Source organism: Martinezella sp. CNPSo 3732 (assembly GCF_057784515.1).
Window position 1 is genome coordinate 21,699 of sequence record NZ_JBXSOO010000012.1, and the last position, 16,907, is coordinate 38,605.

Genomic DNA, 16,907 nt, shown 5'->3' on the forward strand with positions numbered 1-16,907 from the left:
AGCACCCCGCTTGCGCAATAGAAAAATGAAGAGGCCCGGCGGATATCCACCGGGCCTTGAACAACCAGCAAGAATATCCGTGTCAAATGATGACGTGCGATCCGAGCTCCACCACGCGATTGGCCGGCAGGCGGAAGTAATCCGATGGGTCGGTCGCGGCGTTGGCGAGCGCGATATAGAGCCGGTCCTGCCAGTGCGGCATGCCGGATTTCGCATCCGGCACCAGCTTGCGCCGGCCGAGATAGAAGGAGGTCGACATGATGTCGAACTTCAGGCCCGTCTTGCGCAGGGTCGCGAGTGCCTGCGAGACATTCTGCGATTCCATGAAGCCGAAGCGCAGTTCGACACGCGAGAAACGATCCGAGACCTTCTCGACCGTATAACGATCCTCCTGGGCGACGCGCGGCTTGTTGATGGTGCGGATCGTCAGGATGACGTTCTTGTCGTGCAGGACGTGATTATGCTTCAGATTGTGCAGCAGCGCGGCGGGCGCGGATTCCGGATCGCTGGTCAGGAAGATTGCCGTACCGGGCACATGCGCGGGCGAATGATCGCTTTTACGCTCGATGGAGCTGACGAAGGAGGACAGCGGGATATCGGTGTGCCGCGTCTTTTCCATCAGGATCGAGGTGCCGCGACGCCAGGTCCACATGATCACGGTGAAGGCCGTCGCGATCATGACCGGAACATAGCCGCCGTCGTGGATCTTCAGAAGGTTAGCGCCGAGGAAGACGAATTCCAGCAGCAAGAGCGGCGTGAGCACGGCAACCGCCATCGGCAGCGTCCAGTTCCAGCGGACCCGGACGAATTCAAACGCCATAATCGAGGTGACGACCATCGCGCCGGTCACCGAAATACCATAGGCCGTTGCCAGCGCGTCCGAGGTCTTGAAGGCCAATACGAGGAAGATGACGCCGAAGAACAGGACCGTATTGACCGACGGCAGGAAGATCTGCCCGGTATTGGTCTCGGAGGTAAAGAGGATTTCCATGCGCGGCAGGAAGCCGAGGTGAATCGCCTGACGCGTGAGCGAGAAAGCACCGGTAATGACGGCCTGGCTGGCAATGATCGTCGCCATCGTGGCAAGAATGACCACCGGCAGGATCGCCCAATGCGGATACATCAGGAAGAACGGGTCGGACATGGCCATGGGATCGCGCAGAACCAGCGCTCCCTGGCCAAAATAGTTGAGCGTGAGGGACGGAAACACCAGCACGAACCAGGCCCACTGGATCGGACGGCGGCCGAAATGGCCAAGGTCGGCATAGAGCGCTTCCGCGCCCGTCACGGTCAGGAATACCGCGCCGAGAACCACAACGCCAAGAAAGCCTTCGCGCATGAGGAAGCTCACCGCATACCAGGGATTGAGCGCTGCCAGAATGCTGTAGTCATCGGAAATGTGCATGATGCCGGCAAGGCCCATGACGATGAACCAAAGCGCCGTGATCGGGCCGAAGAAGCGGGCGACCGCACCGGTGCCATGCGACTGGATCGCAAACAGCAGCGCCAGGATCGCGACCGATATGGGCACGATATAATCCGACAGTTGCGGCGTGACGAGCTTCAGACCTTCGACCGCGGAAAGGACCGAAAGCGCCGGGGTGATCATCGCGTCGCCGAGGAAGAGCGCGGCACCCAGGAGGCCCAGCAGCATCAGGACGGCCGTATGGCCATTCGCCGTCTTCATCAACAGCGCGAGAAGCGACAAGGTGCCGCCCTCGCCGTCGTTGTCTGCACGTAGCAGAAAAAGGACATATTTGATCGTGACGATGATGGTCAGCGTCCAGAACATCAGCGAGACGACGCTGATGACTTCGCCGCGCGTCAGACCGTCGGCGGCCACCGGCTTCAATGCTTCGCGAAAGGCATAGAGCGGGCTCGTACCGATATCGCCATAAACCACGCCGATCGAACCGAGCGCGAGGTATGCGAGCTTACGAGCGTTCATTTTCCCGTCGGGAGAATGATGGGTTTCGTTAGACATTCAGGATCACTAGACTCTCAGAGCCAGCCTTTCCAGCGAAAAAAGAAAAACGGAACGATGGCGGAAACCACCATCAACAACAACGATGTCGGGTAACCGTAGGCAAAATGCAGTTCGGGCATATGCTCGAAATTCATGCCATAGACGGACGCCACCAGCGTCGGCGGCAGAAACACCACGGAAGCGATCGAAAAGATCTTGATGATGGCGTTCTGCTCGATATTGATCAGCCCGAGCGATGCATCCAGCAGGAAGGTGATGTTTCCCGCGACGAAAGACGCATGCTCCGACAGTGACTGGACATCCCGCGAGACGTTGCGACACAGTTCCCTGGCCTCGTGGTCCTGTTGCATGGCTGGGATGGTATGAAGAAAGGTCAGCAGCCGGGACAGCGAACTCAGGCTGTCACGTACCTTGCTGAGCGTACGGTGATAGCCTGCGATGTCCTTGAGCTTTTCTTCCAGATAGTTGCCCGGGCGGCGGATCTTCTTTACGCGATCGCCGAACACGTGCACCGACAATATATCGATACCCGCAACGGTCTGTTCAAGGACCTCGGCGGTACGGTCGGCGATGGTTTCGAGAAGCTTGGCAAGAAGCGCGACACCCGTGCGCCGCTCCTGCGGAATGCGCTGCAGCGCCGCGATGAAGAGCGCGAAGGACTTCGGCTGCGCATAGCGGATGGTGACCAGCCGATGTCCCGTCAGGATGAAGGCGACATCGGTGAGCATCGGCAGATTAGTGTCGGCCTTCCACAACAGCGACGCCGTGAGAAAGACGGAGCCGTTTTCGACATAGAGGCGGCTCGATGGCTCGATGTCCTTCATGTCCTCCCGGGTCGGCACCTCAAGGCCCAGCAGACGCTCGATGCTGGCTTCCTCCTCGCGGGACGGGTCGACCATGTCGATCCAGACCGCATTGTCCGGCAGCCGGGAGGCAGCTGAAAGATCGGGAAGCTCGAGCCGCTTCTGGTCTGAGCAATAGGCAGTTATCAACTGCTCGCTCCCGCAGCAGCGGAGACGACGCTAAGGCCGAGGCACATTGCGCGCACTCGCTGCGATCCCACCAATGGCCAATGAAAAAAGCTCATAAAACCCCGGTCGTATCCCGCCGGTCCGGCCAGGAATCCGTGTCCATGTTCCATTGCGCTGCTGTACCAATCCTTCGCCCGTCCTGGCGAAGCCGCCTGCTCGGACGAAATAAAACCACCATGCGGCGGAGGGCGGTCATCGGAAATGCTCGACCAGTTCCACGCCGGCGGCGCATATGCAGCAAAGCTCGCAAAGAATCAAGTCACAACCTCTTCATTGCGCGATTTCACCGCAGTTTGGCTAAACTTGCGAAGTCATAGCACAGGATGCCGACAAGACAATCCGTCACTATCCGGAAAGCTCAGATGTCTTTGTGAATTATTCAAATACGATCGATGGCGCCGCGCGCTGCGGTGCTTCTGCCACTTGCTTCCAGACATTCGCTGCTATCTCGCGGTAAATATTCGCAACCACTCCATTGGGCTCTGCCGCCACGACCGGCGTGCCGGCATCCGAAGTTTCGCGGATGCCCATGGTCAGCGGCACTTCACCGAGGAAAGGCACACCGATGCGTTCCGCTTCCCTGCGGGCGCCGCCATGGCCGAAAATATCGTAGCGCGCACCGGTATCCGGCGCGATGAAGTAGCTCATGTTCTCGACGATGCCGAGGACGGGAACCTCGACCTTGCGGAACATGTTCAGGCCCTTGCGCGCATCGATCAACGCCAGATCCTGCGGCGTCGAAACGATAACGGCGCCGGCAAGCGGCACCTGCTGCGCCATGGTGAGCTGGACGTCGCCGGTGCCGGGGGGCATGTCGACCACGAGCACGTCGAGCTCGCCCCAGGCGACTTCGCGCAGCATCTGCAATAACGCCGATTGCACCATCGGCCCGCGCCAGATCATCGCGGTCTCCTCTTCGACGAGGAAGCCCATCGACATCACCTTGAGGCCATAATTCTCCATGGGATTGATGATGCGCCCATCGATCTGCGTCGGGCGTCCGGAAATCTTCAGGAGGCGCGGCATCGAAGGGCCGTAGATATCGGCATCCAGAATGCCGACCTTCAGGCCGTTGGCAAGCAGCCCCAGCGCCAGATTGACCGCCGTCGTCGATTTGCCGACGCCGCCCTTGCCCGAGGCGACCGCGATGATGGCCTTGACGCCCGGAACACCGATCTTGGCAGCGCGGGGCGGCTGTTGCGGCGCGTGCTGGTGAGGATGCGAATGGCCTTGCGGGGCAGCTTGCGCAGCCGCGGGCCGGGGCGCCGGAGCGCCAGCCTTCTTGTCAGCCGTCAGCGCGACCAAGGCACCTTTGACACCGGGCATATCCTTGACGACCCGCTCGGCGGCAAGACGCATCGGCTCCAGATCCTTGGCGCGCTCGGCGGGAACGGTGATGGAGAAATAGACCTTGCCATCGGAGATGAAGACATCCGACACCATGCCGAGTTCAACGATGTTGTGCTCCAGGTCCGGGCCGCGAACCGTCCTCAACGTTTCCAGCACCTGTTCCTTGGTGACGTCTGCCATTTCATCCTCACTGCAGAATCTTTTTCGGCAGCGCCGCATGGGGCGGACGCTTTCCGAAATCATTCTGGCTTAGATAGTAGAGAGGCGGGCCTTCGCCAAACGAAATCCGGCACGTCGTCGATAAAATGCGTCTTCGTTGCGGCCGGCAGGTCCGCCGGGTCCATAAAGGACCCTTACCAGCCGCAACGCGCTCCCAATTCGGGAAGACATGATCGCGCGCCGACATAGAACACTCGTCTGAAAGGAATAGGGCAAAGGCGCGAAAATCGTCCCACGAGCGCGCCCGAACTTGCTAAGCGTGTTAAATGAGCAACAACCGCCGCCGATCCCTTCGCCGGGAGAAGGCGACGGGCATCGGCGACGGTCGTTTGATCCGCGCACGTTTCGTCGGCGCTGTTATCAAAGTCCCCTCTGGACCTCTGTCTTTTTAGAAGCAGGAAGCGTGCCAGTTTTCAGAAAATCCGGGAAACGACGGTATTTCAATTACTTATTCGCTGTTCCGCCTGAATCGACATGAGCCACCCCCGCCGCAGGGTTCATTATATTTTATTCGCAGCGCACAAAATTCATTCACACCCTGCTCGAATCTCGATCATCGCATCGAGATGGCGACGCCATTATTTGATCAATCCGACGCGCAAAGCTTTGGCGACGGCCTGAGTGCGGTTGACGGTGTCGAGCTTCTTGGTGGCGCGATTGAGGTAGTGATTGACCGTATGTTCGGACAGAGACAGGATTTCGGCGATTTCGGCGCTGGTCTTTCCGGCGGCCGTCCAGTTCAGGCAATCGATCTCCCGGTCGGTCAGAGCATCGACGACGCGAACATCGAGATTGCGGATTTCCGCAAGCCGGTCGTAGACATGAACTGCTATATAGAAAAGGTCCTTGACCTCTTCCATCGAAAAGAGCTCGCGATCACCAGCCAAACAAACCGCGCCGCGAAGACCGGAGGCATCGTGCGTCGGGAAATAGACGAAACGCGTCATGCGGAAACGTTCGAACAGAGCCACGACGAGTTGCGACTTGCTCTCCTCGCGGTTGGAGCTTTTCGCTACCTCATAAAAGAAGGGCAGCGTGGAGCCGCGCAGACGCTGCAGGGCGGGGCTGGTCGACAATAGGTTTTCCTGATCGTAGATCGACAGCAGCTCTGCCGGCCAATTGTTGATGACTGAATTGCTCTGCAGGTCCGAGGACGTAATAGGCGGCAGATTGAGCACCATGAAGGCTCGGCAACGATAGGCCTCCGTCAACCCCTTCATGAAACGGAACACATCGAACTGCGTCTTAAGCCTACTGATTTCCTCGATAAAGTCCTCACCACGAGGGGACATGCCCGCCTGTATCAATGCCGCCATCATCAGTCTTCTTTATGTAAAAGAGGAAAAAAATACGAAACTTCCGTTTCTTGTCCCTCACGATTATCGTACGGCAGCCTGTCTCAGCCGCTCGGCAAAATATAAGTTTTCCAAAATCGCGACTGCATCAACGCCCGTTACTAGTATGTCCGCTCAACACCTCGCAAAATCCTATATGGCTTCAATAATCACCTGCGGATAATGGCAGTTCTTCCGCATATCTCAACAGTAAAATTCAAGATAAACGAGCAATTTTGCTAAGATCCGGCGCCTACAGCATTAAATCCGCGAGTTTCCGACAGCCGTTGCGCGAAATTTATGGAGTCAGCGCTTAGGCCCCATGCGGTTGCGCATATCCGTCATGATCGAATCAGCAGCGGCAACCACCAAAGGCGCCCATGCCCGTAACTTTTCCAGTGTGACGCGATAGGCCGGGCCGGTCACCGAGATACCGGCCAGCATATGTCCATCGTCGGAACGGATCGGCGCGGCAACGCAGCAAATGCCGCTTTCATGTTCCTCGAGATCGAAGGCATAGCCCCGCGCCCTAATCTCCGAAACATCGGAAAGCAGCTCCGAGACATCGCGAAGCGTATGCTCGGTATAAGGGTGATATTCGAGGCGTGAGATTCTCGCGTCAAGCTCGGCATCGTCGAGCGCGGAGAGCGCCGCCTTGCCGACACCGGTACAATAGGCCGGAGATGCATTGCCGACCTGCGAATACATGCGAACGGATTGGCGCCCCTCGACCTTGTCGAGATAAATGACCTCCGTGCCGCGCAGGACGCCGAGATGGACGGTTTCGCCGGTCACCTCCTGCAAGCGATGCAGGTGTGGCTCGGCGACCGCGCGAAACTCGTTGCGCGCCCAACTGCGCGAGGCAAGCGTCAAGAGACGCAATCCGATCAGATAACGACCATCGCGGTCGACCTCCAGAAGCCCTTCCTCGACAAGGTGCGACAATTGGCGATGCAATGTGCCGCGCGGCTGATCAGAGAGGGAAAGGATGTCGGTAAAGCGCATCGGGCCATCGGCGAGTGCGACGAGATCGAGCAAGGAGACGAGCTTTCCCAGCGTCCCGGTTTCCCGGTCGCGATGCCCTTTATTTTTTCCACCCTCTGAACCCAGATCCATGCTCATTCATTTATCTCTGGCAGAGCCGCGCTATCCTTGACACCGTGCAAAGGTAGATCGATAATTCCATATAGTCAAATTATGTTCCGAATAATGGAACTTCGATTGATCCGGGAGGAGACATCTTGGTGGATACTCAGGCGCAATTTCCCGATCTGAAAGATCGCACCGTTCTCGTCACCGGCGGCGGTTCCGGCATCGGCGCAAGCCTCGTGGAAGCCTTCGCCAAACAGGGTGCAAAGGTGGCCTTCATCGACATCATCGAAGAGTCGAGCAAGGCTTTGGCGGCTAAGCTTTCAGGCCAATCGGCCCATCCCGTTTCCTTCTATCACGCTGACCTGCGTGATGTCGGCGCGATCAAAAGCACGGTTGCGGCGGTCGAGTCCGATCTCGGAGCGGTCCGCGTCCTCGTCAACAATGCAGCCTGGGACGACCGTCACGATATCGACACCACGACCGAAGAATATTGGGACAACAATCAGGCAATCAACCTGAAGCAGGTCTTCTTCGTCTCGCAGGCGGCTGTACCCGGCATGCGCGCCGCTGGCGGCGGCGCGATCATCAACTTCTCCTCAATCGTCTTCAAGATGAACCCGCCGCAGCTCGCCTCCTACGCGACCGCAAAGTCGGGCATCATCGGGTTGACCAAGAGCTTTGCCGGGCGCTTCGGCCCCGAGAACATCCGCGTCAACGCCGTTCTGCCGGGAATGATAGTCACCCAGCGGCAGCTAGACCTCTGGCTGACGGAGGACGGCATGGAAAAGACGATAGACCGGCAATGCCTGAAGCGCGTGCTGAGCGCCGACGATCTGGTCGGGCCGGTGCTCTTCCTGGCTTCGGACTGCTCCGGCGCCATGACCGGGCAAGCCATCACCGTCGATGGCGGTATTTTCTGATCTCAAGATTTCTGACGTAAGATTTGGAGCATTTCTCATGACGAAACCCGCATACGTCGCGGTGGACTGGGGCACCAGCAGTTTCCGGCTGTGGCTGATCGGTGAAGACGGCAGCATACTGGCTGAGCGCCGCAGCGGCGAAGGCATGACCACGGCGGCTCAGACCGGCTTTGCCAAGGTCCTGCAAACGCATCTCGATGCCGTATCGGCGCCGGACGCCCTTCCTGTCATCGTCTGCGGCATGGCCGGAGCGCGCCAGGGCTGGGTGGAAGCCGGATATATCGACACGCCAACCTCGCTTGCCGCCATCCTGACCGGTGCCGTTTCCGTGCCCGGACAATCCCGCGACGTGCGCATCCTGCCGGGGCTCGCACAGAGAAGCCAGCAGGTACCTGATGTCATGCGCGGCGAGGAAACGCAGCTCCTCGGCGCGATTGCGGCCGATGCCAAGGGCGAACAGCTCGTGTGCATGCCAGGAACGCATTCGAAATGGGTGCGCGTGCTGGATGGTCAGGTGGCGGGCTTTTCCACCTTCATGACCGGTGAGCTTTTCGACGTCATTACCAAGCACAGTATCCTGTCGCATGCCGTTGCCGGCGCTGCAGACATGCCGGCCGACACGAAGACATTCGAGACCGCCCTCAAGATCACCCTGGACAAGCCGGCCCTCGTCACCAACCTGCTGTTTACGGCCCGCTCCGGCCAGCTCCTGAACGGGCTTACGGCCGCAGGCGCCCAGGCACTGATCTCGGGCACACTGATCGGTGCGGAAATCGCCGGTGCGCGCGCGTCGGCAGGGCAGAATGCAGCCATCACGCTCGTCGCCTCCGGCCGTCTCCAGGCTCTCTATGAAGACGCCTTCCGCACCCTCTCCCTCAATTACAAGACCATCGATGCCGATGCCGCCGTCCGTCGCGGATTGTCCGCCGCGGCCGAAGCGATCTGGTTCAAGAAAGAAAGCAAAAGCTGATGACGACCCGCACCCCCTTCCCGCCCATGAAGCGCCCGCTCATTGCCATTCTTCGCGGCATCAAGCCGGAGGAAACGACTGACATTGTCGGCACGCTGATCGAGACAGGCTTCACGGCAATCGAAATCCCGCTGAATTCGCCCGAACCGTTCCGCTCTATCGAGATCGCCGCCAAGATGGCGCCTGCCGATTGCCTGATCGGCGCCGGCACTGTGCTGACGGTGGAAGACGTCGACAGGCTGGATGGCGCCGGCGGCAAGCTCTTGGTAACGCCGAATGTCGAGCCTGCGGTTATCAGCCGCGCCCGCGACAAGGGCATGGTGACGATGCCTGGCGTGTTCACCGCCACGGAAGCGCTTTCGGCGGCCCGCGCCGGTGCCACCGGTCTCAAATTCTTCCCCGCCGGCGTGCTCGGCGCCTCCGGCATCACAGCCATTCGCGCGGTCTTGCCGCCCGAGCTCGTCATTGCGGCGGTCGGCGGCGTGTCGGACAAGAATTTCGCCGATTACACCAAGGCTGGCGTGCTCGCCTTCGGCCTCGGCACCAGCCTTTACAAGCCGGGAATGACGGCGGCGGAGGTTGCCGAACGCGCCAAGGTCACCATTTATGCCTATGATGCAGCCGTAGGAGCCTGATCTATGACCGATATTCATGATTTCCAGGGCAATATTCTCTGCAACACCTCCTCCGTTCTGGGAGAAGGCCCGACCTACGACCCCGATAGCGACACCGTCTGGTGGTTCAACATCCTCGGCAAAGAACTGCATGAATTGCACCTGCCGACCGGCAAGAAACAGGTTCACGAACTGCCGATGATGGCCAGCGTCCTGGCCCGTGTCGATGCGGAACGGCAGATGATCGCAACCGAACAAGGTCTCTTCCTTCGCAACATCGGAACGGGCGAATTGAGCTTCTATACGGCCATCGAAGCCGACAAGCCGGAAAACCGCTCCAATGACGGACGCACGCATGTTTCCGGATCGCTCTGGATCGGCACCATGGGAAAGCGCGCCGAGATGCAGGCGGGCGCCATCTATCATGTTGCCGGCGGCAAGGTCACCAAAATCTTTGACCAGATCAGCATTCCGAATTCCATCTGCTTCTCGCCGGACGGCACGATCGGCTATTTCACCGATACCCGCGTCAGCCAGCTGATGCGCGTGCTCGTCGACCCGGAGACGGGGCTTCCGACCGGCGAGCCGATCGTCATGGTCGACAGCATGGAAGATCCTGGCGGCCTTGACGGTTCCGTCTGCGACGCGGACGGCTATATCTGGAATGCGCGCTGGGGTTCCGGCTTCGTCGACAAATACAGCCCGGACGGCCTGCGCATCGAGCGCTATCGCGTGCCCGCGATGCAGCCGTCCTGCCCGGCCTTCATCGGCAAGAATGCGGACCGGCTGGCCGTGACCACTGCCTGGGAAGGCTTGGATGAGGAGGCGCGCTCGACGCAGCCGCAGGCGGGTGCTCTTCTGGAACTTGGCCTGACGGTGAAGGGCGTTTTCGACCCTCTATACAAGCTTTGATTGAAGGCCGCCTTCAGCCGATCCGGCTGAAGGCGGTATTATTTTGCCGGGCCACGCAAGGTGCAAGGCACGTTGGGCATCGGAAAAATTGAAATTCGAGTTGAATCGTTTTTCTGCGATCCTAATAATCTTTCTGGTTGTTTTTTGAAGCCGTAGCTATTGATTTCCCAACATATTCCTTTTGCTTTCGAGCTGAATGAAGCAATTTTCTGCAACTTTTGACGGAACCAAAACCTCCCTGAGCCATTGCTTCTAGGACCGGTACGATAAGGGCCGGCAGCACAAAAGTTCCACTCGCGCTGGTAAGCATGCGCGTATGACGAAGCATGCCCATCAGAATGAAAGGTAGGTTCACGATGACTGGGAAACTCTTCACTTCCGTTGCCGCAGGCGCCATCTTTGCCACGGCGTCCGTGCTTTCACCCATGGCTTTTGCCCAGGCGCAACAGCCATCAAACGGCGCTGGCAATAATGCGCCGGTGACGCAAAGCGCGCCGGCAACGCCGGATGCCACCAAACCTGATAGCTCGGCAGCACAGAAAAGTGCTCAGGCTCCTGCCCCCGCCACGGGTGGCCAGGCTGGCTATCTGACCACGCAGTCCGCCGATCAGATCAGCGCCAAGACTTATATGGGCCAGTCGGTCTATAATGGTCAGAACGAAAGCATCGGCAGCATCAACGACCTGATCCTGCAGAAGCAGGGTGGCGTCGTTGCCGCGGTCGTCGGCGTCGGCGGTTTCCTTGGCTTGGGCCAGAAAAACGTCGCTGTTCCTTTCGATAAGATCAGCGCCACCCAGAACCCGCAGGACGGGACGGTGAAGCTGACGACGACGGAAACGGCCGATTCCCTGAAGGCCGCACCGGAGTTCAAGACCCTCTCGATGCAGGCTTCCGAAAAGGCGGCTCAATCGTCCGGTACGTCGACGATGCCGGCAACCGACAACACCACGACTTCGTCGACCACCAATAAGTAAATATTGGCAAAATCGACGAAATGCAGAGGCGGCGACCCTTACGGATCGCCGCCTCTTTGACATTTTTCGGACCCGCTTTTCAGAATCAGGCGATTTCGCGTTCGTGGCTGAGATCGAAATAATGGGTCTGCAGGTAGCGTAACGTCCCGGCACCGTCGACCGGCTTTCCGAAGTAGTAACCCTGCCCCATGGCGCAGCCCAGCGCCTTCAGCTTCGCCGCTTCGGCATGGTCCTCGATACCCTCCGCGACAACACGCAGATCAAGCCCCTCGCACATGGCAAGAACAGCCTTGATGATATGTTCGGAGGCCCTGTCCGAATTCATGCGCGAGACGAAAGCCCGGTCGATCTTGACCTTGTCGAAGATGAACTCGCGCAAGCGCCCAAGGCTGGACTGACCGGTGCCGAAATCATCGAGAGAGATGCGTACGCCGACGGCGCGAAGATCGGCAATGATGCGATGAGCCGTATCGGCCGAGCTCATGACGGCCGTTTCCGTGATTTCAAGTTCGAGGCGGTGCGGGTCCAGACCGGCGCGCGTCAGGATGGCGAGAATGCTGCTGCTGGTGCCGGGATCCATCAGCTGCGCCGAGGAGAGATTGAAGGACAGGAACAATTCGCGGGGCCACGAGAGCGCTGCCTCCGCCGCCTTTCGCAACAAGGTCTCGGACAGCGCGTCGATAAAGCCTCGCTCCTCGGCAAGCGGCACGAAGACTGCGGGAGAGACGAAGCCGAGATCCGGATCGTTCCAGCGCGCCAGAGCCTCGAAACCGAGAACCATGTTGTTGGCAAGCGATACGATCGGCTGGAAGTGTACGTCGATGGAGTCGGAGATGATGGCGTTGCGCAGCGCCTGCTCCAGCTGCGTCGCACGCTTCATCTCCTGCGCGATCTCTCTGGAATAGACGGTGATCTGGCCGCGGCCGCGACGCTTGGAGCGATAGAGCGCCGTATCCGCATTTTTCAGGAGATCGTCGAACTCTTCTCCGGCGAAAGGGTGGATGGCAAAGCCGAAAGATGCGGAAAGGCGGACATTGCGGTCGCCGAGATCATAGGGCGCCGACAGCACTTCGCGGATCATTTGCCCGAATTTCTCGGCACCGACGCGTTCGAAGACAAGCGGCAGCACAAAAGCGAATTCATCGCCGTCATGACGCGTCACGAGCGCACCATCGGGTATGCAGGCCTTGAGACGATGGGCAACCTGGCAGAGGATCTCATCGCCCGCCTCGACGCCGAACAGGTCGTTGATCGGCTTGAAGGCATCGAGATTGACGATGCCGATCGTAAAGGGTGCGGGATCGCCGGCGCGCTCGAGTGAAAGCGCGCGCGCACGCTCGCGCATGCGATGACGATTGCCCAACCCGGTGAGCGGATCGGTATAAGCGATTGCTTGCGGCTCTTGACTGGCTGGCCCCGGCAGCATCTCAGTCGATTTCATATTTGGTTCCGACCTTTTCTCCACCCGGGGGAAAAGCATGCCGAGGAAGTCTTAATAAAGGATGCCAAGAAGACGGTCATTCGGCGCCGGCGATAAGTTGCCGTCAATGGTGAGATCATTGTAACATTTATCTATTTTGCGCCTTCAGGGCACCACGCATATATTTCTGAAAGACGGTCTCGATGATGTCGGGGCTTACCGGCTTCAGAATGACGTCGTCCATGCCGACCTCGGCGCATTCCTTGCGGTCCCGCTCGAAAGCCTGAGTCAGGACGCCGATGATTGGAGTATGGGTGCCGCTGCCCTTTTCCGCGCCGCGGATCAGCCGGGTAGACTCAAAACCGTTGAGCCCCGGTAGCGAAATGTCCATCAGGATCAGTTCAGGACGATTCTCCTGCCACAGGCGCACTGCCTCATCACCGCTTGCGGCGATCACATAGCTGTATCCCAACCCTTCGAGGATCTGCGAGAAGACGATCTGATTGATGTCATTGTCTTCGGCGACCAGGATTTGCGCCCGGCGCTCCTCACCGGCCGCACGCCGCCATTCGGATGCAAGTCCCGGCTCGACGATCTCGCCCAGTTCGCCACGGATGTTGCGATTGAAATGACGCGCGATCAGGAAGGCAAGCTCGGTTGCGAGCTGCGATCCATTCAGCGACAGCGCGGCGAGGTTCTGCCGCTCGGCCAGCTCAATCCCGCGCTTGCCGAGCTGGTTGTCGACGATGACCAGGTCGATCTTGACGCCATGCGCGCTCGCCACATCCAGAAAAGCCGCCTCTTCATTCTCGTTGTGAACGACGCAGGCTTCGAAGCCATATTTCTCGAGCGTCTTCAGAGCCGCGGTTTCGGCAGCGAAATCCGGCGTGACCACCAGCACCTTGCGGCCGCTGAAATTCTCCGGAACGAAGGTCTCCATGGCGGCCGGACGGCGCGAAATGGTCTGCAGCGCGACCATCGGAACATAGGCGCGGCGATAGGAGCGATCGCTGTTTTCCCGAATGCTCGACGCCATCGCAAACTCGTCGAAGTCGCTGCCATCCTTGGGCAGGTCCTGCATGGTGCAGACCAGAAAATGGCGGCCGGGCTTGCCGATGCGCTGCTTGCGGGTGACGATGTCGCGCTCGACGCCGTCGCGGGCGATCTGGCGCTGCCGCGAGATCGACATTTCACCGGTCTCGATCACATGCCGATCGCTCTCATGGAAGCGATTGGCAAGATCGGTGGAAAATATATCGATGCTCTTGCGGCCGCGCACCTCGTCCGCTGCCGTCTGGTACTTGTCGCAGAACGCCCGGTTGACTGCGACGTAGACGAGGTTCTGGTCCTTGACGAAAACCGGAAAGGGTAAGTTGTCGAGGATATCCTCGGTTAGCTGCACGCGCTCCATATCGACGCGCCATTGCTCTTCGCGTTTCCTGACTTCGGAAACATCGGAAATGATGCAGAAACCGATACCCGAGGATAGTCGTCGGTTGAGGATGCGCACCCAGCGGTCGTCGATGAAATGCTCGGTCGTCTCGTAGCGTTCGCGCCAATGGGTGGCTATGCGCTGCGATATCCAATCGTCGCGATTGGCGGCCGTTCTGGTCTGGTTGCGCTGATAGCGGACACCGGTATCGAAGACGGCGCTCAGAAAATCGCGCAGCCGCGTGGAGGGTTTCAGGAATTCCTGCTCAATCGGAAAGAAGTTCAGAACCTGACGGCTGGCAAACAGCAAGAGGTCGTTCTTGTCATAGGCGAAAAAGGCGCTGGAAAGACCATCGCAAAGGGCATCGAAGAACATCGTCTGCAGACTGCCGCCGAAAGGCGTATCAGCCGTCATCATTGCCAAAGCTGCCTTTTCAATCTCGGCAGTCATTCGTCGGATTCCTACACTCAACCAGTTTCACAACACGGCAAATCGACAAAGCGGCATTCGCTCTGCAAGGCAAATTCGTGGAAGTTGCATGCTGGCCTTGGCACTTGAAGCAGATGGCACCTGGCTCCATTTTGACTGATGGCCACCAACCTGCCATCGAGAGCCGTCAGCATGCACGAAACGCGCCACCTGCGGTCATTTCAAGTTCTGTCTCCGCAACCTGTCATCATTCCCTTAAACATTGATTAAATTTCTTAACAAAGCTCCCAGGTAAACGGGTGGATCAAGGCCGCAAAATCGCCTTTCCTCTTCCCTCGCCGCCGCGAATCCACGAGAATGCAGGCATGGCCATCAAGCAACTTTCCGAGACCCTGATCAATCAGATCGCCGCCGGCGAAGTCATCGAGCGCCCGGCGAGCGCCGCCAAGGAACTGATCGAAAACGCGCTCGATGCCGGCGCGACCCGCATCGAGATCGCGACCGCAGGCGGCGGCAAGGCACTGCTGAGAGTGACTGACAACGGCTCGGGCATGGAAGAGGCGGATCTGGAGCTTGCGGTGCGGCGCCACTGTACCTCGAAGATTTCCGAAACGCTGGAAGACATTCGAACCCTGGGCTTTCGCGGCGAGGCCCTGCCCTCCATCGGCTCGGTGGCGAACCTTTCGATCGCAAGCCGCAGGGTGGGTGCGGCTGGCGGCGCCGAAATCGCCGTTGCCGGCGGCAAAGTCCTGCATTTACGCCCGGCCGCCGCCAATCCGGGCACGATCGTCGAGGTACGCGACCTGTTCTTCGCGACGCCGGCACGCCTCAAATTCCTGAAGACGGAGAAGGCGGAAGCGGCGGCGATCACCGAAGTCGTCAAGCGCATGGCGATCGCTTTTCCGCGCGTGCGCTTCGTCCTGTCAGGCAGCGACCGCTCGACGCTGGAATTTCCAGCGACCGGTGATGATCATCTCGCCCGCATGGCGCAGATACTGGGCGCCGATTTCAAGGACAATGCCATCGCGCTCGATGCCGTGCGCGAGGATGTGAGCCTCAGCGGTTTTGCCGGCGTGCCGACCTTCAACCGCGGCAACTCTGCTCATCAATATGCCTTCGTCAATGGCCGGCCGGTGCAGGACAAGCTGATCCTCTCGGCAATCCGCGGCGCCTATGCCGAGACCATTCCCTCCGGCCGTTATCCCGTCGCCGTCCTTTCCCTAAGGCTCGATCCGGCGCTGGTCGATGTCAACGTGCATCCGGCGAAATCCGACGTGCGCTTCCGCGATCCGGGGCTGGTGCGCGGGCTGATCGTTGGCGCCGTTCGCGAAGCGCTAGCGCGCGAGGGCGACCGGGCGGCCACGACTGGTGCGGATGGCATGCTGCGCGCCTTTACCGCCGGACGCTCCGGCTTCCAATCGGGCTGGCGACCCTCGCCCGCAGCGCCGCCGTGGACCGCCGAAGCCTCGCCCTTCCGCCCCTATGAAAGACCGGCGACGCCGACGGGCCATGGTTTCTCGGAAAGACCACAGGCGGCCTTCGAGGGACTTTCGACGCCTACCGCCCGCGCAGACGTGGCGCCCCCGCCGGAGCCTATGCGAGTTGAAGAGCCGGCACGCTTTCCGCTGGGTGCCGCGCGGGCGCAATTGCATGAGAACTATATCGTCGCCCAGACGGAGAACGGGCTTGTCATCGTCGATCAGCATGCGGCGCATGAGCGGCTGGTGTTCGAAGCCATGCGCAAGGCCCTGCATTCGAAGCGGCTGTCCTCGCAGGTGCTGCTCATTCCCGAGATCGTCGACCTGCCTGAAGAGGATTGCAACCGGCTGATGGTGTTTGCCGAAGAGCTGAGCGAGCTCGGGCTCGCGATCGAACGCTTCGGGCCAGGCGCAGTTGCCGTTAGGGAAACGCCGGCCATGCTCGGCGAGGTCGACGCGCAGGGTCTGATTCGGCAGCTGGCGGACGAGATCGCCGAATGGGATACAGCCTCGGGGCTTGCCGCCAAGCTGGAATATGTCGCGGCAACCATGGCCTGCCACGGCTCCGTGCGCTCAGGCCGACGCCTCCGCCCGGAAGAGATGAATGCGCTTTTGCGCCAGATGGAAGCCACGCCCGGCTCCGGACAATGCAATCACGGCAGGCCGACCTATATAGAGTTGAAGCTAACAGACATCGAACGGCTGTTCGGGCGCAGCTAGCCTCAGCCGTTTCCAAAAGGAACTT

General features: G+C 59.6%; 13 protein-coding genes. 6 read left to right on the forward strand and 7 right to left on the reverse strand.

The annotated features are described in order from the left end of the window. Window positions 1-82: 82 nt before the first annotated feature. From AC13RM_RS19285 to AC13RM_RS19305, 5 genes are all read right to left on the reverse strand, one after another. Entirely contained in the window at window positions 83-1,948 is a 1,866-nt protein-coding gene (locus AC13RM_RS19285) for a potassium transporter Kup (RefSeq protein WP_440478795.1), read from the reverse strand. 53 nt (window positions 1,949-2,001) lie between these two features. Further along, on the reverse strand, window positions 2,002-2,979 hold the full coding sequence (locus AC13RM_RS19290) for a magnesium transporter CorA family protein (protein WP_285174404.1): 978 nt from the start codon (window positions 2,977-2,979) through the stop codon (window positions 2,002-2,004). Between the two features lie 414 nt (window positions 2,980-3,393). Continuing rightward, window positions 3,394-4,548: an iron-sulfur cluster carrier protein ApbC gene (apbC, locus tag AC13RM_RS19295; RefSeq protein ID WP_285174405.1), complete on the reverse strand. Its 1,155-nt coding sequence runs from the start codon at window positions 4,546-4,548 to the stop codon at window positions 3,394-3,396. 617 nt (window positions 4,549-5,165) lie between these two features. Continuing rightward, a complete protein-coding gene (locus AC13RM_RS19300) occupies window positions 5,166-5,906 on the reverse strand; it encodes a helix-turn-helix transcriptional regulator (RefSeq protein ID WP_374820194.1) in 741 nt (246 codons plus the stop codon). 321 nt (window positions 5,907-6,227) lie between these two features. Beyond that, the gene (locus AC13RM_RS19305) at window positions 6,228-7,037 is read right to left on the reverse strand and encodes an IclR family transcriptional regulator (protein WP_285174570.1); all 810 of its coding nucleotides are present in this window, start codon (window positions 7,035-7,037) and stop codon (window positions 6,228-6,230) included. 125 nt (window positions 7,038-7,162) lie between these two features. On the opposite strand from AC13RM_RS19305, the gene AC13RM_RS19310 reads away from it, so the two are divergent. From AC13RM_RS19310 to AC13RM_RS19330, 5 genes are all read left to right on the forward strand, one after another. Next, window positions 7,163-7,933, forward strand: a complete 771-nt coding sequence (locus tag AC13RM_RS19310) for an SDR family NAD(P)-dependent oxidoreductase (protein ID WP_440478796.1) — start codon at window positions 7,163-7,165, stop codon at window positions 7,931-7,933. Between the two features lie 37 nt (window positions 7,934-7,970). Beyond that, window positions 7,971-8,903, forward strand: coding sequence for a 2-dehydro-3-deoxygalactonokinase (locus AC13RM_RS19315; RefSeq protein WP_440478797.1), 933 nt, complete (start codon window positions 7,971-7,973; stop codon window positions 8,901-8,903). Beyond that, complete coding sequence (locus tag AC13RM_RS19320; protein ID WP_374820191.1) at window positions 8,903-9,538, forward strand: 2-dehydro-3-deoxy-6-phosphogalactonate aldolase; 636 nt, start codon at window positions 8,903-8,905, stop codon at window positions 9,536-9,538. Before AC13RM_RS19315 ends, AC13RM_RS19320 begins: the two co-directional genes overlap by 1 nt. Window positions 9,539-9,541: 3 nt before the next feature. Then, window positions 9,542-10,429 (forward strand): SMP-30/gluconolactonase/LRE family protein, encoded by an 888-nt coding sequence (locus AC13RM_RS19325; protein WP_113233168.1) that lies wholly within the window; start codon window positions 9,542-9,544, stop codon window positions 10,427-10,429. Window positions 10,430-10,785: 356 nt separating this feature from the next. Beyond that, entirely contained in the window at window positions 10,786-11,403 is a 618-nt protein-coding gene (locus tag AC13RM_RS19330; protein WP_113233167.1) for a PRC-barrel domain-containing protein, read from the forward strand. Between the two features lie 85 nt (window positions 11,404-11,488). On the opposite strand, the gene AC13RM_RS19335 is transcribed toward AC13RM_RS19330, so the two are convergent. After that, window positions 11,489-12,844, reverse strand: coding sequence for a putative bifunctional diguanylate cyclase/phosphodiesterase (locus AC13RM_RS19335; RefSeq protein WP_374820187.1), 1,356 nt, complete (start codon window positions 12,842-12,844; stop codon window positions 11,489-11,491). 127 nt (window positions 12,845-12,971) lie between these two features. After that, window positions 12,972-14,705: a response regulator gene (locus tag AC13RM_RS19340; protein ID WP_374820185.1), complete on the reverse strand. Its 1,734-nt coding sequence runs from the start codon at window positions 14,703-14,705 to the stop codon at window positions 12,972-12,974. 344 nt (window positions 14,706-15,049) lie between these two features. Here AC13RM_RS19340 and mutL point away from each other — a divergent pair, with 344 nt between their 5' ends. Next, window positions 15,050-16,882, forward strand: a complete 1,833-nt coding sequence (mutL, locus tag AC13RM_RS19345; protein WP_374820183.1) for a DNA mismatch repair endonuclease MutL — start codon at window positions 15,050-15,052, stop codon at window positions 16,880-16,882. Window positions 16,883-16,907: the final 25 nt, after the last annotated feature.